Below are 20,799 nucleotides of genomic sequence, written 5' to 3'. Positions count from 1 at the left end.
ACGGTCTCGAATCCTGGCATTATTCCACCAAAAATCAGCGGCACAACATGGCCGACATGGGTAGCAAGACAGATACTGAATTATCCTATAAAATACCTTTTAATCCTTTGATGAAAATTTACTGCGACAAGCCTGATAAGAGATACGACTAAACAACTTAGTCGCAGATAAGAACCTTCAGCCTCCTCTTTAAAAACTGTGCTTGCTTCTGTATCGATCTGAAGCTTAGTTAAATTTACTATTACATTTTGCATCCTGAGTAATCTGTTTGAAAGCAGTGATAGTTTCAACCAATTTTTAACTAAAACCAAAAAAATTATGAGAAAATTTAATTATAGAACAAAGGTATTGGTAATGACTTTGTCACTCAGTGTAGTTGTTGGATCCTGCGTTGAGAATATTCCTATTGTTGAGACATCAAAGGTCAAGGACAACTTGAGTGCGCTTCCACATGCAAAGAAATTCGAAGCGGACGTTGCTACGGAATGGTTCACTTTGTTGACGGAGATAGTAAAAACAAAACCTTATTTTTCCGCCCAAGCACTCCGCATCTTCTCTTATAGCGGTATAGCCCTCTATGAATCTGTGGTTCCCGGTATGCCCTCTTATCAGAGTATATATGGACACTTAACAGGAAACACTATCCAATTCGATAAGAAAAAAGACTACTACTGGCCTGCCTGCGCTAATGCTGCAATTGCCCGTATTGCTTCAAAAATAATGCAGAATTATCCGGCACCCAACCTGACCGCTGTAGAAGCCCTAGAGGCATCTCTTAATTCAAAATACCAGTCGGAGGTTAGTCCCGAACAATTAGAATTTTCCATTGAATTTGGAAGATATGTTGCTGACATCATTTATGAGTACAGTAAAACTGATGGTACTTTTAATGCCGATGGTACTCCAAAGCCCTGCCCTCCTTATGTACCTATCGTGCGTCCCGGCCAATGGGTTCCGACACCACCGGGATTCTTCCCTGTTGCAGCTGCATGTCAGGGTTCTTTGAGAACATTTATTCCAAATATTGTAAATTCTGTATTAGCCCCGCCACATCCTGAATATTCTACCGAACCTGCATGTGATTTTTATAAGGCAGCAAAGGATACATATGAATCTAGGAATAACATTACCGATGATGAAACAAGACAGTTCAACAATTGGAGAGACTTAAACCCAAATTACATCCCTCTTTCGCATACGTTGCGGATATCTACCAAGATCATGATCGAGGAAAAAGTAAATCTTGAAGATGCAGCCACCCTTTATGTCAAACTGAATATGGCCGCTTCTGATGCTATAGGAGCAGTGTTTTATTCAAAGTTCCATTATTTTCTTTTAAGGCCGGTAACTTACATAAGAGGCGTGATGGGTCAAAGTACATGGATCTCTCTGCCAAATACACCGCAAACACCTTCTTATCCAGACGAACTTGCCGCAACAGCTTCTTCAATTGCCATTTTGGAAGGATATTTTGGAAAAAACTATGCCTTTGTTGACGATATACATAAAACAACACATGGAGAATGGTCTTATTCCTCTTTCAGTGAAATGCTTGAAAACATTGTTCAAGCACGGGTAAGTGGTGGAACCATTTTTAGGTTCGGAGGAAAAGCCGGCGTTAAACAAGGTCGTTTGGTCGGAACGGCCATTAATACACTACCTTTTAAAAAACCATAGTAGTTTTTAACAACAGGCACTGGGATTGAGCGATCAACATGAAGACCAGAAATCTTTTGCTTGTTGTTTTAGTGATTTCAAGAAGCTTTCCAGGAGTAGGATGGTAAGATTATTTAAAGCATTTAGAAACTTAAAATTGATTTTTATATGAAAGTAGCCAGATTAATTTCGATCCTTTTGCTTACAGTTTTTTTCGCCTGTGAAAAAGACCCAGAGCCACAGGAAGGTTTCAAGCTGACCATGTCCTCAACTCCCGAGGAGGCCGGCAAGATCAATTTTTCCCCTTGGCACAGCCTCTATCCTAAAGGAATATCTGTGACCCTTACCCCCGAATCCAATGAAAATTGGGTGTTTCAAAAATGGGAAGGGGACGTAAGTGGAGCTTCCAGTCCTCTTAATCTGAAAATGGATTCAGACAAAAGGGTTGTTGCTGTCTTTGTCAAAAAGAATTATGCTTTGGATTACACCATTATTGGAGAGGGCACGGTAACCGAAAAGGTTGTGGAAAACCCCTCGGGAAGGGAGTATCCACATGGAATAACAGTTGAACTCACTCCAGTCCCCAAAGAAGGTTGGGTATTTGAAAGTTGGGGAGAAAAAGGCGCTGAAACCAATGGTGGGTATTGGGAACCTTTAATTTCTAATGAAATCCCAAAAATAGCCCGTATCGATGGACCAAAAACTTTAACAGTCACTTTCGTACCCAAACCACAGGGAGAGCCGAGGTTTTATTTGGCAGAAAATGGCATTACCTGCAAATGTGAAAATGTCATAGCCGGTCAAAAAGGAATCCTCAATGGGGTTGAATATGAAGCTGTAAATAATGAGTTTTTAAGACAAAGATTTATTGAGAAAGTGGACATGACTAAATTATGTACTTCTAAGGTCACAAATATGAGTGGCGTGATTCCACCATATTTTAATCAGCCGATTGAAAATTGGGATGTCAGCAATGTTAATGATATGTCATACATGTTTGCCGGTACAGCTTTTAATCAACCGATTGAAAAATGGGATGTCAGCAATGTGATAAATATGGAGGGAATGTTTTCAGTTGGACATGATTTTTCGACTAGCGTATTCAACCAACCGATTGGGAATTGGAATGTCAGCAAAGTTTCAAATATGGAATATATGTTTTATGGTAATGAAAATTTTAACCAAAACTTATCAAAATGGTGCGTGGCAAAGATCCCAATATTCCCCAAGGATTTTTATAGCAACCCGGTGTGGACACTGCCAAAACCTAAATGGGGTACATGTCCGGATTAAATAAATCAAGCATGATAGTCTGGAGTCACAATTAATTGAAAGTTTTTCGACCCTTAATTTTGATCGCTATGAAAACGCTTAAATTATTTCCAATCATTTTGTTTACCACCCTGATTTCCTGCGTAGAGGAGACAGTATACCTGATCATGTCGGCGTCCCCCGCAGAAGGAGGGCACATTCTTTCCTCAGCAACCTCCGGACTGTTCGAGAAGGGGCAATCTGTCACCCTTACTGCGGTACCCTATGAAAATTGGGAATTCCAAAGGTGGGAAGGAGACGGGAGCGGCACAGCCAATCCGCTGACGCTTACTATGAATGCCAACAAAAACATTCAAGCTATTTTTACCATGAAGGATATTTCCTTCGAATACACCATCCTTGGAGAAGGGACAGTCACCGAAAGGATCGTGGAAAATCCTTCCGGGAGGCAATTTCCCCATGGTACGATGGTAGAACTCACCCCTGTCCCTAAGGAAGGATGGGTATTTGAAAGTTGGGTGATTGAAGACATCGTCGGGACCAAAAACCGGATTTCAAACGAAAATCCTAAAACAATAAGCATCGATGGACGCAATTTCCTTAAATGGGCAATATTTGTTCGCAAACCTCAAGGGGAGGCAAGATTCGTACTTGCCGAAAACGGGATCACCTGCAAATGTGAAAATGTAATATCAGGGCAAAAAGGGACCCTAAATGGCGTTGAATTCGAAGCCGTTGACAATGAATTATTAAGGCAGAAAGTCGATGAGAAGGCTGACCTCACAAAGTTGTGTACATCTCTTGTTACCGATATGAGGACATTGTTCTGGGGTAGTGAACTCAACCAACGTATTGGAAACTGGGATGTAAGCAAGGTAACTGATATGTCATGGATGTTTTTGGATTCCAAGTTTAACCAACCGATTGGTAGTTGGGATGTCAGTAGTGTCATCGATATGGAGGGAATGTTTGCACTAAGTTCAGAAATAATACTTTGGGATCCTGTTTTTGGTGTATTCAATCAACCGATTGGGGACTGGGATGTTAGCAAGGTCACCAATATGGACTACATTTTTTGGCAAAACCAACAGTTCAATCAAGATTTATCAAATTGGTGTGTTGCGAATATACCCAAAGCACCTAAGGATTATTCCAATTCAGCTTGGACCTTGCCAAAACCAGTCTGGGGAACTTGTCCGGATTAAATAAATCAACCATGATAGTCTGGAATCCACCTAATTGAAATTATTTCCAACCCTAAATTTTTATCAATTATGAGAAGCGCCAAATTAATTCTGATCCTCTTGTTCGCGGTATTCTCCGCCTGTGTGGATGAGACTCCTGTCAAGACATACACAATAACAAAAACTGCAACTCCAGAAGAAGGCGGTGTAATTTATTTTTCTCCGGGATGGCTTGATGCATTTAATGAAGGTCAAAGGGTCGCAGTAATTCCGGTAGCCAGTGAAGGATGGGTATTCCAACAATGGCAAGGTGATGCAGCTGGGACCTCTAATCCTTACTTTTTTGAGATGAATTCTAACAAAAACATAATTGGGGTATTTGTGAAAAAAGTATATACCCTGGATTTAGAAATCATAGGAGAAGGAACTGTCACGGAGACGGTTGTGGAAAACCCTTCTGGAAGAGAATATTACTCAGGAACAACTGTAGAACTCAATGCTATCCCCGCTGAAGGTTGGCTATTTAGAAGTTGGGTCGGAAATCTAAATGGAAATACAAACCCTATCAGGATTGGTATGGATGATTTTAAAAAGGTAACCGTCAGTTTTATACCAAAACCAGTAGGAGAACCAAAATTTTACCTTGCTGAAAACGGAATTACCTGCAAATGCGAAAACGTCTACCCCGGTCAAAAGGGCTTTATCAACGGGGTACAATATGAGGCAGTTGACGATGGATATTTAAGCCAAAGGGTGAGAGAGGATGTGGATTTGACCAGATTGTGTACTTCATTGGTGACCAACATGACCTACTTATTTCGAGGGGTCAGTATTGATCAGCCCATAGGAAATTGGGATGTCAGTAATGTGACAAATATGGAGGGAATGTTCGCTCACTATGACCACACTTTCGATTGGGGTTGGGATGGACCTCCTAGGGATGTTGTATTATTCAACCAACCCATCACAGACTGGGATGTTAGCAATGTCACTAATATGGATTTTATGTTCAAAGATAATTTTGAATTCAACCAAGACTTATCCAATTGGTGCGTAATTAAGATTCCAAATACCCCCAAAGAGACATTTCCAGTGACTTGGACATTACCAAAACCCATTTGGGGTACCTGTCCGGATTAGAAAACAGCATCCATTTAAATATTGAAAAGTTGAATCTGAGGGTTTGGAAACATCCTTTTTAAGGATCCAAAAGGTATTATTTGTCTCATTTGAAAGGATTGTTGGAGTCTTTTATATCCAGTCTATAAACAGCCAAAACGGATTTTTGAAGATTGGAATATGCAGTGATTCATGCTTCTAATGTCTCGCTAACATAAGGAGTCAGATGGTGTCAAATGCGGTCCTAAAATCCAAATTGACCCTCAATTTACTTGTGAATCCAGCATCAATTTGTTTTTGTATTTGGTTTTTAACCTTAAAAACTTTTAATAAAATGAACAGAGATCTTGTATTGTATTGGAATGAAAAGGCAGCACAAATGCTGGACTTTCATTCGAACCCTGGTTCGGATGCCCGCAGGATGGCAATCATTCATATCGGCATCCACGATGCACTCAACAGCATCAAAAAAAAATATGACCGGTATGCATTTTATGGCCCATTGGATTCAGGTGCCTCTCCAGAGGCAGCAGTCAATGCTGCGGCAAAAAAGATGCTCCTTTGGGCGAGAGATGAAGTGGGAACAAGTAACAATCAAATACCAAGTACTGCCCAAATCATTCAATGGTATGATTCAAAAATGATTGAACTCCAAAATAATCCCAAAAAGGAAAGAGGAAGACAAATTGGAGAGGATGCAGCAGACGGGATAATCCAAAAAAGGAAAAATGATGGTCACAAGGACATAACACCTATTTCAGCCAATCCTCCAGATGGAACATTACCAGGAGAATTCAAAGCGGATTATTATGACGCACCACCTCCACCCAGAAATAAATTTATGACAGATTTTGCGATGAAGGTAATACCATTTGTTTTGAACCCTCTTGACCTTGGCCAATTTACCCAACCGCTAGTCTCCCTTGTTCCCAGTTCGGTAGATTTGGAAGAAGTAAAAGAGAAAAGCACGTTAAACTACATAACAAATTCCCTTAGTCCTGCACAGAAAAGTGTGATTGAAAAATGGGGAAATAATACCGACTATCTCAATCTCCGCCAGCACATTATCTGGAACAACTTTACCATTGAAATCATAAAAAAACAAAATCCGAGTTTTAATGCTTGGGATACTGCCAGGCTATTGGCACTGATTCACACAGCCATGGCGGACGGGACTATTTCGATGTTCAAAGATGTTTACACTCATTATAGGTGGAGGCCTGTCACTGCAATTAAAAGCATTTATAACACTAATTGGGCCAGTTTTTTACCTACTCCTAGAGTCCCAGAATACCCTTCTCTTTTTGGCATTGCGGGTGGGGCTACTGGGGCAATTTTAAAGGAAGTTTTTTCGAACAATATTAATATTTCTTACGAATCCATTCCTTATACCAGCATTGACCAGGCAGTTCAGGATAATGCTGAAACAAAAATCTATTGCGGATGGAATTTTAGGGATACTATCAACCCGAGCATAAATCAGGGAAAGGCAATTGGTGAGTTTGTGTATAACAAAGCATTCAAAAAAAAATCTTAAAGAAGATAGTCGGGATACAGTCACCACTTTTGCATTTCCCTATGCGTTATGAAGGATTTTCGTCAAACAAGAAATAAATATATATTTAATAATAAGAGCAACATTTGCAGAGCTTCCACAAACGAAGGAGTGTACGTCAAAAGCCTTTACCGTGTAGGCACTTATGGCTGAAAAATTTGGTTTCAGAATTGGCAATTCTTGTAATAGTATCGAATACTCACCTTGACGTCAAGCAAAGAAAGTTATGAAAAAGACATTTATTTCTATTATTTCGTTTGTCTGCATTAGTTTCCTATTTGGTTGCGAACCAGAACCAGAACCTTCGCAAGAAAATCAATTTTCAACACTGGATGCGAAAATCCACGAAATTATCAATAGATATGACATCCCTGGAGCGCAAATAGCAATAATGAAAAATGAAAGATTGGTTTACCAAGGATCATATGGTTTTGCCGATAAAGAGTCCAAATTGCCGGTATCGAACGAAAGCGTTTTCCGAATAGCCAGTGTTTCCAAGCCCATTACGGCTATTGGAATTTACAAGCTTGCTCAAGATGGACTATTGGCCTTGGACGACAAGGTTTTTGGGGAAGGGGCAATTTTGGGAACTACATTTGGCACCAAACCGTATTCAGAAGCCATAAAATCGATTACCGTCAGACACTTGCTAGAGCACAAGGCAGGTGGCTGGACTAACGACGGAAATGATCCAATGTTCTCACCGCTTAACTACCCACAGCACCAGCTCATTGGTTATATCCTTGATACAAGACCTCTTAATTTTCAACCAGGGTCCACTTTTCTCTATTCAAACTTTGGATATTGTATTTTAGGGAGAGTAATAGAAGAAGTGAGCGGAGAAAGCTACGAAGCTTATATACGGAACAATATCTTGGAGCCTTCTGGAATTACAGCCATGTATATCGGCAACAAAACCTTTTCAGGAAAATTTGAAAATGAGGTACGGTATTACAATTCTCATTCAGATTTTTCCCCATACCAGATCGACGTTAAGAGGATGGATGCAGGAGGTGGATGGGTAGCCTCTGCGACAGATTTACTCAGATTTATGGCTAGAATCGACAGACTTCCCTACAAACAGGATTTTCTGCGAGATTACTATTTGTTCCAAATGTATTTTGGGTTTTTCAACTGGATACACAATGGTGCAATGTCTGGAACCTCAGCCGTTTTGGAGAGAGTAAATGACAATTTCAGCTTTTCTGTCGTGGCCAACGGCAATAGCAGTGAGTTCGGTACCGCTATTGAAGCTTTTAGGAGAGCAATCAATGATGAAATAAAATCCAAAAGCAGCTGGCCGGACCATGACTTGTTTGAATCCAATTAGGATGAAATCTCTTGAATTTAAATTAAACCGGAGAACCTAAATCATAATCCCCTGTCCATGAAAACAGAATCCGAAAAGATCAAAAGTATGAGGTGATTAAGTTGGGAGGAGGGAAGGAAGCCATCAATCCATTTACTTCTACAATTCTAAAATCCCGACCGAGCATTACATTCAGTGGATTTTCCAGAGGGCAAGTTGACAACATTGAAATATCCAATAAAATACCTTTTTAAAAACACCCTTTTATCTATCGTTGAAAGTTTACTGCGACAAGCTTTATAAACGATGCGAAAAATAATTTATTCGTGGATAAGAACCCTCAGACTCCTCTCTAAAAACTGCTATTGCTTCTATATCGATCTGAAGCTTAGTTAAATTTACTATTACATTTTGCATCTTAGGTAATCTGTTTAAACGCAGTGATAGTTTCAACCAATTTTAAACTAAAACCAAACAATAGTCCGAAAGGCTTTTTTTCAATCCTTATTCATATATTTTTTGATGGTGACTAACTGTCACGTATTTGCGTAGAATAAGCGTTTGACTGGGTGGGATTTGTAATCCTGCCCTTTTTATTTTTTGGAATTTTCAATTCCTTACTTCAAATGTTCAGCACAATCGGAGTTGAACTTTAGTGTCCTGCGTTCATGATACACTCCGAGGGGTTCGAACATCTCAATACCTGTCCGACGTAGCGTGGACTACGGAACCGATAGAAGCTCAATCAATTACCGGTATTTCCTCAATCTTAAAGGTCTTCCTTTTCCTGAAATCCAATTGATGAAAAAGTGTTATCCTAAAGGAATTGATGGCACGCGTTTCTTTCAAAAAAGGCTGCTGCTGCAGGATCAACTGATATAAAAGTGCCATGCTCACACTTCGTGAAGGGGATATAATTATGCCAGCCAAAGTCCTGTTCTGGTCAAAAAGTATATATCCTATTTCCTCTTTGTTATGGATAAAAAACTCATTGGCCACCTGCCAGCGGATGGAAGTCAGTCTATCGGGTCTTCTCGCAATCGGGCCATCTAGCTGGAAAAGATAGCGGTATCTGTTTGTGAGGAATACCTCTGTTTCATCCAAAACAGCATCCTTAAACAATTGTCTCCACCGGTGTTCGATACGGATGCGGTGGGTGAAATTTAACTTGCCTTTACCGTGGGTATATTGTGCCTGCTCGTAAATCCTATTTTCATGCAGCCAGATGCGATCTTGTTGGGGCACAAAAGTCCCAAACCACGCATAGCCCGCTGTAAAACGAAATCCTGTTTTGGTATGGTAAGTCATACCCATCCTGGCGGCACTGAGGCTGGAATTGAAAGGAATGATCCCGTTGGTCCGGTGGTTGAGGTCAAATCCATAGCTCCATCTGTCCGTAAACCTACCTGTGTGGTTGTAGGCGAACCAATATTGGGGCTTGGCAAATTGGGCTTGAACTTGGAAATCAACGATTAGAAAAATAGAAAAGGTGAAAAACATCCTAATGGCCATTTTTACATTGGTACTTTTTCCTTCTAGGAGTTTCATTGCCAAGGCAGGATGATTGAAACGCTTTAACAAAGAATTCCACCCCAAATTTATGTACCCGGACCTTGGTATGTTTTTCACACTTCTACCTTAATCGAACAAATTATAAATCTATTTTCTAGAAGCCAATGTTTTGTTAAAAGTATTCATTGAGGTTGACAAACAATCCCTGTGCACCATTTGCTCCAAAACCATAATCAAGTCCCAGATTCACCCTTTTCTTCTCATTGATCATAAATCTCAATCCGCCTCCATATCCAAAGACAAAATTATTTGCCAGACTAATGTTTTCAGTTCTGCTGCTTGCGGTGGTGGTATTCACAAATAGTACAGCCCCCCACTTATCCTTTTCTCTTTGCAAAGGAAACCTCCATTCAGTTTCTGCATACATAAGGTCTTCCCCCCTTATCCTTCCTTGTGTGAATGGCCTTCCCGAACGGGCAAACATGTCCCATCCGATGGCCGGCAATGCAAGGTAAGGCGAAGTGCCGCTGGTGACAAACCATCCGTAGGTCCAAAAAGCCAACACATTTCGTGCGCGGTTTTTATCCAGATTGACGTATGTCCGATATTCCATCCACAATTGGGAGGCGTTTGTGGTGCTTCCCAAAAATTCAGGAAATGCCCTCAATGAAATAGCAGCCAATTGTCCGACATAGGGGTTTACTACATTGTCCCGGCTATCAAACGTGGCATTTGCCGAAAGGCCGGACTGCGAATATTTTTCGGTATTTATTCCTTTTAATTCCTGATACCTGTAATGATGTGTAATTCTCTGCGGGTTGGCATCAAGATCAAGCTGTTTGTCATCAATGCTCCAGAAAATATCCAAATGATAACCGATCCCATAAAATAAATTGGTCTGTTTGTGTCTTTTCTGAACAGTTTGATACAACCTAAAATTATTAAAAGACATCATTTCCTGTTCTTGAAAAGGGGGATACGGGTTGTCGGAAGGGGTATCGTTTCCTCCCACCAAGGTGCTTCTATCCAAAACTGACCCTAGGCCATAAGTAGGTTGCGCGTTGAGGTTAAAACGGATGTCTGTCAATAAATTAAACCCGTCATTTTTTGTGAAGGCATTTGAACGGATGGAAGTAAAAAGCTGGTTCAATGTGGTATAGTAAAGACCTATCAAGGCAGTGGAGTTTCTTGTATCTTCGGGTGTGCCCATATTCCAATTAAGGCCCGGCAACACGCCAAATAAAACCCCAACAGTAGGGTTGGCAGCAATTACCGGCAAAAAGGCTATATCCACCTTCTTTTCCTTTTTCTCTACTTTATCGGGAACCTTCTCTTCCTCTTGGCCAAATATAAATAAGGGGCTAAAAAACAGGAATCCAAATAACAATACAACAGTAAGTGATTTTTTCATTTTTGGCAGAAATATAATTTTGAACGACGTAATATAGTGGCAAGGAATTTGGAATTTAAAGTATTCTTGCATCTATTCTAGCAATCATTGCAAGAAATGGAAGTGTAAGCTGCGAATACCAATAGATTTCCTAAAATGGTTCTGAGAACCATTATAGGAAATCATTTTGCTACCAAAGAAATATTCGGATTGAAATAAAGTTTGTGAGTATCCGCAATGTTGCAAGTTGGATTGGAAGAGGCCTTATAGATTGCGGATACTCGTCAACGGACGACAGTCCACTGACCACAGCATGCTAATCCTTCCCATATTTGGCTTCTTGCAATATTGCGGATTCATATTATAAAATTTAAAATCAATCTTCAACAAAAGCAGGCTCATCGAATCCACCATCAGCTTTTGCCGGTTGAAACTTATCCTTCTTTGTACCTGGGAGGATTTCAAAGCGTGGGTCAAATTCATCCAACATGCCGACCAATTGCGCAAGAATCTGCGGATTTCCATCTACTTTGGCTTTTCCTTCTTTCAGTAAATCCTCAAAGGTTTTGACACCCATCATCGCCAGATTGAGATCTGTACGGTTCAAGGTAAGGGTGATATCTGCGTTTTTGGCGGTAAACCCTTTAAGGTTAGACAGTGTAGAGTTGCTAAGCTCGACTAAGAATTTTTCATTGTTGTCAGGGGTAATGATGTTCATCTTGAAGTTAATACCTTCTGCCTTTTTACTGTTAAGTTTGACACCAAGAAAATCCAGCCATGTTTCAGTACTCATAGCACGAATGACATCAGGGGTAACAGATGATGGTGGTGTTCCACCTGGAATTCCGTTTCTAAGTTCATAGGCTCCTGCCAAGAAACTATTCCTAACGCTGGTACTTTCTTGTTGATAGCCGATTTGCTCATAACAATCAGCCAAAAGGTCTTTTGCTTCTTGGTTTTCCGGTTCTCCAAAAACCAATTTGTTCAAAATCTCCGCAGCATGCTTATACTTTCCTTCTTCGAAAAGTTCCTTTCCCTTTTCGATAATTGGTCCGGCACCGCCCATCATTTCAACAAATAACGGTGCAGATTCTCTTTCCGGCAAAGGAATCAATGTAAGTGGGTTGGCATCCCAATAGCCTAAATACCTGTTGATAATTGCCCGGCTGTTATGCTCCACAGAACCATGGTAAGACCTTGCAGCCCACTGCTTTTGTAAGCCAGACGGCACTTCGTAAACGTTATGAACTTCATTGACACTTACTCCTTGATTGGCTAAGTTCAAAACAGTATTGTGAATATGGCCATAGGTATCTCTCTGAGTTCGAAGTACTTCTTGTACCCTTTCATTTCCCCATCTTGGCCAATGATGTGAGGCAAACATCACGTCCGCATCAACCCCAAACATATAGAGTGCCTCAGATATTTTTTTGGACCAAGTCAAGGCATCCCGTACCAAAGCCCCCCTTAAGGTATAAATGTTATGAATGGTTGCAGTTACATTCTCTGCCATCCACAATGCCTTCTTCTCCGGAAAATAAGTATTCATTTCTACCGGTGCTTCAGTATTAGGGGTATTGTGGAATATCATCTTGACACCATCAATGGTGTGTTCCTCCACAGGTTTGCTGATAGAAATAGTTGGTGCAATAAGGCCTACCATGCCCTTAGATGCGTTCTTTGATAATGCCTGATCGACATGTCCATAGGGACTAACAGGTAGAAGCACTCCATATTGATAAAACAACCTTCTGTTCATGGCATTGCCTGCGATCACGTTTTCTGATACGGCAAAATTCATAAATCCTTCCGGAGCAATAACTTTTATCTTTCCCGAAATGACATCTTCTTCATTGATAACTCCACGCACCCCACCAAAATGGTCAACATGGGAATGAGAGTAAATCACTGCACTTACTGGTCTTTCACCCAACTGTTCATTTGCAAACTTTAATGCTGCGGCAGCTGTTTCGCGCGAAATCAAAACATCTAGAAGGATCCAACCGGTTTTTCCCTCAATCAAGGTCATATTCGATAAATCAAACCCACGAACCTGATAGATCCCATCAGTTACTTTATACAAACCATAACCCATATTTAGGGTTGCTATTCTCTGAAGGGAAGGATGGATGGTTTTGAAATCCTGGTTTTGAAGCAAAAAATCATATCGACCGATATCCCAAACAACATCGCCTGCAGCGTTTTTGATCTGTCGGAAGTCCGGAGCAGCAATAAAGCCATTCTGAGCTTCTTCAAAATCCCGCTTGTCATCAAAAGGCAACGTTTTTTTCCAATTTTCCCAAATATCTAAAGTGTATTTGGATGGACCTTTTCCTTTTGGATCAAAGTGGTCACTCACACTTAAATCAGTTCCTGAAGATTCGGTATTCTGATTATTACAACCGAATTGGCTGAATAATATCACCACCAAAAACGCAATCATTAGGGTTTTATAAACTGGTTTCATGCCCATAAATTTTTTATATGTTTTTAAATTATAAATAACATATAAATCTACTACGGCCATAAGTGTAAAATAATTTTGGCTTGACTTTGATGCCAATAATTAATCAAAATTGGCGAGATTTATTTCAGGCTTTTGCCTTTAAGGATTTGATGTAAACTGAAGGAGAAATATTTTTGAACTTTTGAAAGGCAAGGGTAAAAGAGTTCCTGTTACTAAATCCCGATTTTTCAGCAAGGCCGATTAGAGACAGATGGTCAAACTTGCCAGACTCAATCAGCTTACAGGATTCGGCTATTCTCTTTTGATTGATCAAATCAGAAAAATTGCTGTTGAGGTGGTGGTTGATATAAAGCGTAAGTATATATACAGGGATATCAGTATCTGCAGCCAAGGAATGAATGGAATAGCCGGGAAGAAGAAACTTCTTATCCCTTTTTAAGACAAGTTCGAGTTTGGATTCAATCTCTTTTGCCTTTTGGTCTGAAAGGTGCTCCGTCTTTTCGGGTTTGGCTTTTACTGTTTGTTCTTCGAAAAGCTGCTTGTCCATACCATATAAAATCTTTGGGAAAAACACCAAAGAAAACCCGGTAATCGTGGTTATAATCACAATAGTCAGATGAATAAGAAAAAAATTAGTCAAAGGGTCAATTGCCCAAAACAAGAAAAGGAAGGGGAAAAAGACCATAAACTCCATTCCCAAGAAAATCTTAATCCACACAAACCACTCCTTGGCAAAACCCTTAATATCTTGTTTTTTAGAATAGGTCCAAACCAGGATGATTGAAGCAACCCAATAAACCGCCAAGACAAGTGATCTGAAAGGTGTATAGAAATCAAAAGAAAAAAATCGGCTTTGGCTATAGCTTGTAAACAAAACAGGGTTAGAAATTTCTGATTGGATCAAAAACTGTTTTTCAACATTATCCAGCATAAAAACAGGCCAAAAATCCACTATAAACACCAACACAGGAAGTAAGTGAATAAGGTCTTTACTTGTAATTCCCCTTCCTGTCAATACCATGCGGATATACATATACATTAAGGGCATAAATAGGAAGGCTACCACATTACCTGTTCTGTACAAAAATGGAAAATGATGGTAATATCCTGATGTAATAAGCCATACAATCAAAGACATGTAGGTAAGCAATAAAAAATTAATGCCAAGCAGGATGTTTTGGCGGTTTTTTTGAAACCCAAAATAAATCAAAACCAGTCCAACCAGGGAACCAATAAACATCGAGAAAAGGAAAAAGAGGTTTACGGAGGTTATTTCCATAAAATAAGTAACAAGAGGTCTTTATGGATACAATATATTCCATTTCCATAATTAATTATCGAAATTTGGTAAATATCACGAAAAATTAAAGGGTACTTTTTACTTAATTTTCAAAAAAATAAACTTTTGAAGAGAATTTTATTCGTTGAAATTGACGCGTTATATATTTAAAAATTGGCTTTAGATAAACAAATAGGTTTACTTAATTGATTTGAGTTTGTAAAAAGCAGAGGGAGACATATCCTTAAACTTCTTGAATGCCAGGGAAAATGAATTGCGGTTGTTGAACCCGCATAGGGTTGCAAATCCTTCAATAGCCAAATGCGGGTATTTCCCAGAAGCCATTAATAGACAACATTCTTCTATCCTTTTTTTATTAATCAGGTCTGTAAAACTTGAATCCAATACCTTATTGATATACATTGTAAGCAGGTAGGTGGGAATCCCTGTATCCTCTGACAGGTCATGGATAGAATAACCATGCTGCAGGTACCTTTTATTTTCTTCAAGCGCAGTTTTTACTTTATTTTCAATCTCAGTGGATTTCTCGACAGGAAGATTGTCCATGATTTCTGTTTTTGACTTTTGCTTTTTAAGGTGTTGGATAAATAAATCTTTGTCCAAACCATAAAGTATTTTTGGAAAAAACATCAGGGATAAACCGGTAGTCAAATTGAGAATCACAATTGTAATGTGTACCAAATGATAAGCGGCAATAGGCTTTATCGTCCAGAAAAGCATGAAAAATGGAAAGAAGACGAAAAATTCCAAAACCAAAAAAACCTTTATCCAGGCGAGCCACTCTTTTGCAAACCCCTCTTTGTCAATTTTCTTAGTCCCCTGCCTCACCCAATAGACGGATAGAATCCAATATATAGACAGAACTACAGATCTAAAAGGAGTATAAAAACCATCAGGAAAAAATCGTGATTGATTAAAAGAAGTAAATAATGCAGGGTTGGAAATCTCGGATCGGATAAGCGCCAGTTTCTCACTGCTATCCAAAATAAGAACTGGCCAGTAATCTACCAAAAACATTAAGGGAACGATAAGATGCAAAGAATCTCTCCATTGGAGCTTTTTGCCCGACACTACCATCCGGATGTACAAATACATCATGGGCATAAATAGAAGTCCTGTAAAGTTTCCCGTCCTATATAACTGTGGAAAATAAACAAAATAAGAGGTGGTGATGAGCCAAATGATAAAGGAACTATAGGTGAGAACCAAAAAATTAAAGCCAAGAAGGATGTTTTGGGGATTTTTTTTGAAACCAAAATAAATCAAGACCAATCCAACCAAAAATCCGACAAACTGCGAAAAGATGTAAAAAAAGTTTTTCCAATCTAGGGCTACTTCCATACTTAAATGCATTTATAAGTTACTGCAATTTGAAATTGCAAATTATATATTAAAATTCCAATTGTCAGAACTTTGCCAATTTTCCTAAAATCTTCTCAGGATAATACCATCACAAAATTGGTTGTTTTGCTTTTATCAAAAAACTATTCATACATTTGAAATTCGTTTTATTATTTAAAATTCACCACTATTAATGAAGTCCCAATTCTCACATATTGCTTTTGTATTTGGATTGATTGCCACGTTTGGATGCGCTCCTGATCTTCCTGAAGATGTCACCACGCTTGACGTAGTATATACCAATTTTAATCCAACATTCGATTTCTCTCAAGGGACCACTTTTGCCATTCCGGATAATGTGGTAATCGTCACTGAAAATCCCATCCAACCCGGGCAACAGCCACCGTTTATAGATTTTGTTGCAGGCAGAAGTATTCTTGGGGCCATAAGGACAAACATGCGCGCCAGAGGATTTACCCAGGTCAGCCAGTTTGATAATCCTGACTATATCTTATTACCTACAGTACCTGAAAGTAATTCCTTGATATTCGATTATAGTTGGTGGTTTTGGGATTGGTGGTATCCAAATCTGGGAGCCGGTCTGGGCTGGATTTATCCAGCATACCAGCCTGCAGTAGTTACCTCGGTATCCACAGGGTCTTTGTTTATCCAATTGGTCAATATGAAAAATGTTTCAACGACCAAGCAGCTAGAAGTGGATTGGGTAGTAATTGTCAACGGTGCGCTGACCGGGTCACAAACCAGCAATACCGACCGGGCTGTAGCCGGGGTAAATCAGGCATTTATCCAATCTCCTTACATCCAAAAGTGATTTTATGAAATTATACCTATACTTCTCAGTAGTAGTTATGAGTGTGCTTGCCTTACCCGTTTTCGGTCAGGGAACCATGATTAAGCTGAATTTTGCTCCTGCTATGCCTTTGGGTGGAACAGCAGATTTTACGGAAACCTTTACAGGTCGTGGAGCCAATTTTGAATTCTATAAAATGAATGAAAATAACTTGGGATACGGTGTGGAATTTGGAACTATGAATTTCTACGAGGAAGTTCCGAACCAAATTTTTGAACAGGGAACAGCCTCCCTGAGCGGAATACAACACAGGTACCTTAAAATCACTCCAATAATGGCATCGGTGATCTATATTTTTAATGCTGATAAACCATTTAAGCCTTTCGTGGCCATGGGTGCGGGTCTTGGCATCAATACCCAGACTGTCAGCATGGGGATATTTGTGGATAAAAACGAAGCTAGGCAGTTTATTATCCGTCCTGAAATAGGTGCAATCTACCAGCTAAGTGATTATGTAGGAATTAAGTTATCTTCAAAATATTATCAAACTTTCGAAAACGCCGACATGCGGGCACATTCGATGATGGGATTCAATCTCGGATTTGTAATGCTAAATTTTAACAAATAATTAATACAAACTAATCTTTACTTCAATTTAAAAACCTCTTATGAAAACAAAATTATTTGCCCTATTGATCTTATTTGCTCTGCCACTGATCAGCAATGCACAGCAAATCAACGACGAGATTAAACTTATCCAATCAGCGTTTGGAATGGAAAAGCGTGCATTGGTAGAACAATATATGGCACTGCCTGCTGATTCCCCATTTTGGCCAGTCTATGAAGCCTATGAAGTAGAAAGAAGAGAGCTGATGAAGGCAAGAATCCTTATTATCAATGAGTACCTTGAAAAGTTGCCAAATCTTACTGAAACAGACGCTGATCAAATAGCCCTTAAGGCCATGAAAAATAATGCAGGTCTCAACGCACTTACCGCCAAGCATTACAAAAATGTAAAGAAATCTATTGGTGCGATCAATGCAGCGAAATTTGTCCAATTGGAAAATTACGTTCAAAATACAATCCTTCTGGCTATTACTGAAAGCCTTCCATTTATTGGTGAGCTATAATTTAATTTGGCTTTGAAACAAGTAATAACCTGTTCCTTATATTGAGGAGCAGGTTTTTTTGTTCTTTGATCCAAAATTGAATATTTTTAATATTCATGGACTACCCTACCTTCAAAAAACCAAATCTACACCCACCAATGAGAAAATTCCACAATTCAGCTCTACCTATTTTGTTGACAGTATTTCTTTTTTCACAATGCAATCCAAAGGGAAATGAAGTCAAAGTGACAAAGAATGAAGTAAAACAAGCCTCAGATTTTTCGAAGGAAGGAATGGTATGGATTGAAGGAGGTGCTTTTACAATGGGTACCAATGAGAAGGATTCTTATCATGTAGAACGACCTGCAGTCAGGAAGGAAGTCAAAGGTTTTTGGATGGATGTGACAGAAGTGACCAATGCTCAATATGCCAAGTTTGTAGAAGAAACAGGTTACGTGACAGTGGCCGAGCGACCCTTAGACTGGGAAGAAATGAAAGTTCAGCTTCCTCCTGGAACACCTCGACCAGCAGATAAGGACATGCAACCTGGTTCTTTGGTTTTTTCTCCTCCTGCCCAAGCTGTTTCGACCCAAACAAATGACCTGAGCCTTTGGTGGAAATGGGTGGACGGTGCAAGTTGGAAACATCCCGAAGGTCCCGGAAGTAATATCAAAGGAAAAGAAAACCATCCTGTCGTCCATATGGCGGATGAAGATGCTGAGGCTTATGCCAAATGGGCCGGAAAGAGGCTGCCTACAGAAGCAGAATGGGAATATGCCGCTAAGGGAGGTAAAGAAAGCCAACGCTATGCATGGGGTGTGGACTTTCAGCCAAATGGTCAGTTTATGGCCAATACGTTCCAGGGAGATTTTCCTCATTCCAATGAAGGAAGGGACGGTTTTTTGGGCACAGCTCCAGTCAAAAGCTTTCCGCCAAACGATTTTGGTCTCTATGACATCATCGGCAATGTATGGGAAATGACGAGTGACTGGTTTGATGCGGCTACCTTTCTCAGGATGTCAGGTGAGGCTCCGGCATTGGATAGTGCAGTCAGCAAATGTTATAACCCTGACAATCCATATGCCATTGAAAAGGTCATCAAAGGAGGTTCGTTTCTCTGTGCGGATGATTATTGCATCAATTACAGGCCATCTGCAAGGCAAGGACATGCTAATGACAGTGGCACCTCCAATGTAGGATTCAGGTGCGTGGCAGATGCGAAATAATTACCAAACGAAAACTTCAATATCGCAGGTCCATTGATACTGACTGCTCATTTTCCTTTTTAGAAAATTATTCAGTACATTCAATATAGCTGTGCGCGTTTTCCTTATCAGTTTGCATTTGATCACTTGCTTTGACCCATTCTAAGTAAAATTTGTATTTAGAAATAATACCCCAAACCATCCACCCTACGCCACCATGAAGGTACTCTCTGTGATCATTATATTTTTGGGCATTTTTCAGGAATTGAAAGCCCAGGATACTACAGTTTACACACCCAATAAAATCCATGAATTCAAATGGGTGCCTTTGCCGGCTGTAGGTTCCAATCCGGCAAATGGTTGGATGTTTGGCCTCGCTCCCTCCGCTACTTGGTATATGGGGAACCCTGCAGACACCAAAATGTCAAACCTTGTCGGTAATTTCCTATACACAACCAAAAAACAATGGATTTTCAGCTCAAGAAGCAACATCTTTTTGGATAAGAACAAATGGATCTTGGTCGGAGACTGGAGGTATTTCATCACCTCCCAACCCACTTTTGGACTTGGCAGCAGCGCTCCGAACATTCCGGGAGAAGATCCGGCAAGACCTGGGGTATGGCGTGGAGAGCAGCAGATGGATTTCAACCTGATCCGTTTTTATGAAACAGTTTTAAGGAGAATCGGGGATTCCAAATTTTATCTGGGTATGGGCTATCATTTTGACCTTCACTCGAAGATTAATAGTTTTACCAACGAAGGGACCTCTCCTACTCTCGAATTTTCGCATGATGCGTACAACCTGGTAAGGGGCTTTTCGACCGATAGGTATGTACTGTCAGGAATAACCTTCAATGCCATCATGGAAAACCGGGATATTATTGTCTCCCCTTACGAAAAAAACTTTGCCCTCCTCTCCTACAAGATCAACCCTACTTTCCTTGGTTCAGACCAATCCTCAAGCACATTGCTAATGGATTACCGTCACTATTTCAACCTTAGCCAAAGTAGGAAAAGACATCTGATCGCAGTTTGGGGAATGGGCAATTTTCTTGTCACCGGTAACCTCCCTTACATGAACCTACCCTCGATCGGATGGGATATGTTTGGAAGGTCAGGAAGAGCCTATGCCCAAGGTAGGTTTCGGGGTGAAAGCATGGTCTACACCGAAGCGGAATACCGCTTTCCATTACAAAAAGAAAAAGAGACGTTTGGAGGAACCGTCTTCGTCAATGCCGCTAGCTTCAGTAGCAGAGACATCAATGAGAAACTTTTCGAACAATTCAATCCCGGATATGGACTAGGCCTCCGAGTCATGATCAATAAGAAAAACCGCACCACAATCACAGCAGATTATGGTTGGGGCCAAAAAGGCAACTCCGGTTTTTACCTGAATGTGAACGAGAGTTTTTGAAAAGGAGGAAGGATGAGGGAGGAAGTACGAAGTTGACAAGAAGCAAGAAAAAATGAAGAATTAATAATTCAGAATGATGGATGTTTTAAGAGACACAAACATTGGTGTCAAACGATCCTAAAAAACAACCCCAGGTTAGGAATGTAACCCGGGGT

At 40.0% G+C, this 20,799-nt stretch carries 16 protein-coding genes; 11 read left to right on the top strand and 5 right to left on the bottom strand.

The genetic code is table 11. The annotated features are described in order from the left end of the window. The first annotated feature begins 318 nt into the window (after positions 1–318). The 6 genes from M3O96_RS12145 (at position 319) to M3O96_RS12120 (ending at position 8,116) form a co-directional block, all read left to right on the top strand. Positions 319–1,677, top strand: a complete 1,359-nt coding sequence (locus tag M3O96_RS12145) for a phosphatase PAP2 family protein (protein WP_249720862.1) — start codon at positions 319–321, stop codon at positions 1,675–1,677. A gap of 147 nt (positions 1,678–1,824) precedes the next feature. Further along, entirely contained in the window at positions 1,825–2,949 is a 1,125-nt protein-coding gene (locus tag M3O96_RS12140) for a BspA family leucine-rich repeat surface protein (RefSeq protein WP_249720861.1), read from the top strand. A 68-nt stretch (positions 2,950–3,017) separates the two neighbouring features. After that, positions 3,018–4,133, top strand: a complete 1,116-nt coding sequence (locus tag M3O96_RS12135; protein WP_249720860.1) for a BspA family leucine-rich repeat surface protein — start codon at positions 3,018–3,020, stop codon at positions 4,131–4,133. 69 nt (positions 4,134–4,202) lie between these two features. Then, on the top strand, positions 4,203–5,252 hold the full coding sequence (locus M3O96_RS12130) for a BspA family leucine-rich repeat surface protein (RefSeq protein WP_249720859.1): 1,050 nt from the start codon (positions 4,203–4,205) through the stop codon (positions 5,250–5,252). 313 nt (positions 5,253–5,565) lie between these two features. Beyond that, positions 5,566–6,768 (top strand): hypothetical protein, encoded by a 1,203-nt coding sequence (locus M3O96_RS12125; RefSeq protein WP_249720858.1) that lies wholly within the window; start codon positions 5,566–5,568, stop codon positions 6,766–6,768. A gap of 244 nt (positions 6,769–7,012) precedes the next feature. Then, entirely contained in the window at positions 7,013–8,116 is a 1,104-nt protein-coding gene (locus tag M3O96_RS12120) for a serine hydrolase domain-containing protein (protein WP_283773986.1), read from the top strand. A gap of 720 nt (positions 8,117–8,836) precedes the next feature. On the opposite strand, the gene M3O96_RS12115 is transcribed toward M3O96_RS12120, so the two are convergent. The 5 genes from M3O96_RS12115 to M3O96_RS12095 all read right to left on the bottom strand — a co-directional run bounded on the left by M3O96_RS12115 (position 8,837) and on the right by M3O96_RS12095 (position 16,105). Then, positions 8,837–9,643, bottom strand: coding sequence for a DUF2490 domain-containing protein (locus M3O96_RS12115; protein WP_249720856.1), 807 nt, complete (start codon positions 9,641–9,643; stop codon positions 8,837–8,839). A 136-nt stretch (positions 9,644–9,779) separates the two neighbouring features. Then, positions 9,780–11,018: a BamA/TamA family outer membrane protein gene (locus M3O96_RS12110; protein WP_249720855.1), complete on the bottom strand. Its 1,239-nt coding sequence runs from the start codon at positions 11,016–11,018 to the stop codon at positions 9,780–9,782. A 355-nt stretch (positions 11,019–11,373) separates the two neighbouring features. Further along, positions 11,374–13,464 carry an alkyl/aryl-sulfatase gene (locus M3O96_RS12105; protein WP_249720854.1) on the bottom strand — a complete coding sequence of 697 codons (2,091 nt, stop codon included), beginning with the start codon at positions 13,462–13,464 and terminating at the stop codon, positions 11,374–11,376. Positions 13,465–13,588: 124 nt separating this feature from the next. After that, a complete protein-coding gene (locus tag M3O96_RS12100; RefSeq protein WP_249720853.1) occupies positions 13,589–14,743 on the bottom strand; it encodes a helix-turn-helix domain-containing protein in 1,155 nt (384 codons plus the stop codon). Between the two features lie 198 nt (positions 14,744–14,941). After that, positions 14,942–16,105: a helix-turn-helix domain-containing protein gene (locus M3O96_RS12095; protein ID WP_249720852.1), complete on the bottom strand. Its 1,164-nt coding sequence runs from the start codon at positions 16,103–16,105 to the stop codon at positions 14,942–14,944. Positions 16,106–16,298: 193 nt separating this feature from the next. Between M3O96_RS12095 and M3O96_RS12090 the strand changes: the two genes are divergently transcribed. The 5 genes from M3O96_RS12090 (at position 16,299) to M3O96_RS12070 (ending at position 20,644) form a co-directional block, all read left to right on the top strand. After that, complete coding sequence (locus M3O96_RS12090; protein WP_249720851.1) at positions 16,299–16,937, top strand: DUF4136 domain-containing protein; 639 nt, start codon at positions 16,299–16,301, stop codon at positions 16,935–16,937. 4 nt (positions 16,938–16,941) lie between these two features. Continuing rightward, complete coding sequence (locus tag M3O96_RS12085; protein WP_249720850.1) at positions 16,942–17,544, top strand: hypothetical protein; 603 nt, start codon at positions 16,942–16,944, stop codon at positions 17,542–17,544. 40 nt (positions 17,545–17,584) lie between these two features. Next, complete coding sequence (locus tag M3O96_RS12080; RefSeq protein WP_249720849.1) at positions 17,585–18,046, top strand: hypothetical protein; 462 nt, start codon at positions 17,585–17,587, stop codon at positions 18,044–18,046. A 137-nt stretch (positions 18,047–18,183) separates the two neighbouring features. Further along, a complete protein-coding gene (locus M3O96_RS12075) occupies positions 18,184–19,251 on the top strand; it encodes a formylglycine-generating enzyme family protein (protein WP_502798913.1) in 1,068 nt (355 codons plus the stop codon). A gap of 196 nt (positions 19,252–19,447) precedes the next feature. After that, positions 19,448–20,644 (top strand): BamA/TamA family outer membrane protein, encoded by a 1,197-nt coding sequence (locus M3O96_RS12070; protein WP_249720848.1) that lies wholly within the window; start codon positions 19,448–19,450, stop codon positions 20,642–20,644. The last annotated feature ends 155 nt before the right edge of the window (positions 20,645–20,799 follow it).

It is taken from the genome of Aquiflexum sp. TKW24L (genome assembly GCF_023502205.1).
Taxonomy (GTDB): domain Bacteria; phylum Bacteroidota; class Bacteroidia; order Cytophagales; family Cyclobacteriaceae; genus Cognataquiflexum.
This window is presented reverse-complemented; position numbering and strand designations above follow the sequence as displayed.

Bases quoted from the DNA above. Each gene is read 5' to 3' on its own strand.
- M3O96_RS12145 (WP_249720862.1), top strand. From the start codon at position 319: ATGAGAAAATTTAATTATAGAACAAAGGTATTGGTAATGACTTTGTCA.
- M3O96_RS12140 (WP_249720861.1), top strand. From the start codon at position 1,825: ATGAAAGTAGCCAGATTAATTTCGATCCTTTTGCTTACAGTTTTTTTC.
- M3O96_RS12135 (WP_249720860.1), top strand. From the start codon at position 3,018: ATGAAAACGCTTAAATTATTTCCAATCATTTTGTTTACCACCCTGATT.
- M3O96_RS12130 (WP_249720859.1), top strand. From the start codon at position 4,203: ATGAGAAGCGCCAAATTAATTCTGATCCTCTTGTTCGCGGTATTCTCC.
- M3O96_RS12125 (WP_249720858.1), top strand. From the start codon at position 5,566: ATGAACAGAGATCTTGTATTGTATTGGAATGAAAAGGCAGCACAAATG.
- M3O96_RS12120 (WP_283773986.1), top strand. From the start codon at position 7,013: ATGAAAAAGACATTTATTTCTATTATTTCGTTTGTCTGCATTAGTTTC.
- M3O96_RS12115 (WP_249720856.1), bottom strand. From the start codon at position 9,643: ATGAAACTCCTAGAAGGAAAAAGTACCAATGTAAAAATGGCCATTAGG.
- M3O96_RS12110 (WP_249720855.1), bottom strand. From the start codon at position 11,018: ATGAAAAAATCACTTACTGTTGTATTGTTATTTGGATTCCTGTTTTTT.
- M3O96_RS12105 (WP_249720854.1), bottom strand. From the start codon at position 13,464: ATGAAACCAGTTTATAAAACCCTAATGATTGCGTTTTTGGTGGTGATA.
- M3O96_RS12100 (WP_249720853.1), bottom strand. From the start codon at position 14,743: ATGGAAATAACCTCCGTAAACCTCTTTTTCCTTTTCTCGATGTTTATT.
- M3O96_RS12095 (WP_249720852.1), bottom strand. From the start codon at position 16,105: ATGGAAGTAGCCCTAGATTGGAAAAACTTTTTTTACATCTTTTCGCAG.
- M3O96_RS12090 (WP_249720851.1), top strand. From the start codon at position 16,299: ATGAAGTCCCAATTCTCACATATTGCTTTTGTATTTGGATTGATTGCC.
- M3O96_RS12085 (WP_249720850.1), top strand. From the start codon at position 16,942: ATGAAATTATACCTATACTTCTCAGTAGTAGTTATGAGTGTGCTTGCC.
- M3O96_RS12080 (WP_249720849.1), top strand. From the start codon at position 17,585: ATGAAAACAAAATTATTTGCCCTATTGATCTTATTTGCTCTGCCACTG.
- M3O96_RS12075 (WP_502798913.1), top strand. From the start codon at position 18,184: ATGAGAAAATTCCACAATTCAGCTCTACCTATTTTGTTGACAGTATTT.
- M3O96_RS12070 (WP_249720848.1), top strand. From the start codon at position 19,448: ATGAAGGTACTCTCTGTGATCATTATATTTTTGGGCATTTTTCAGGAA.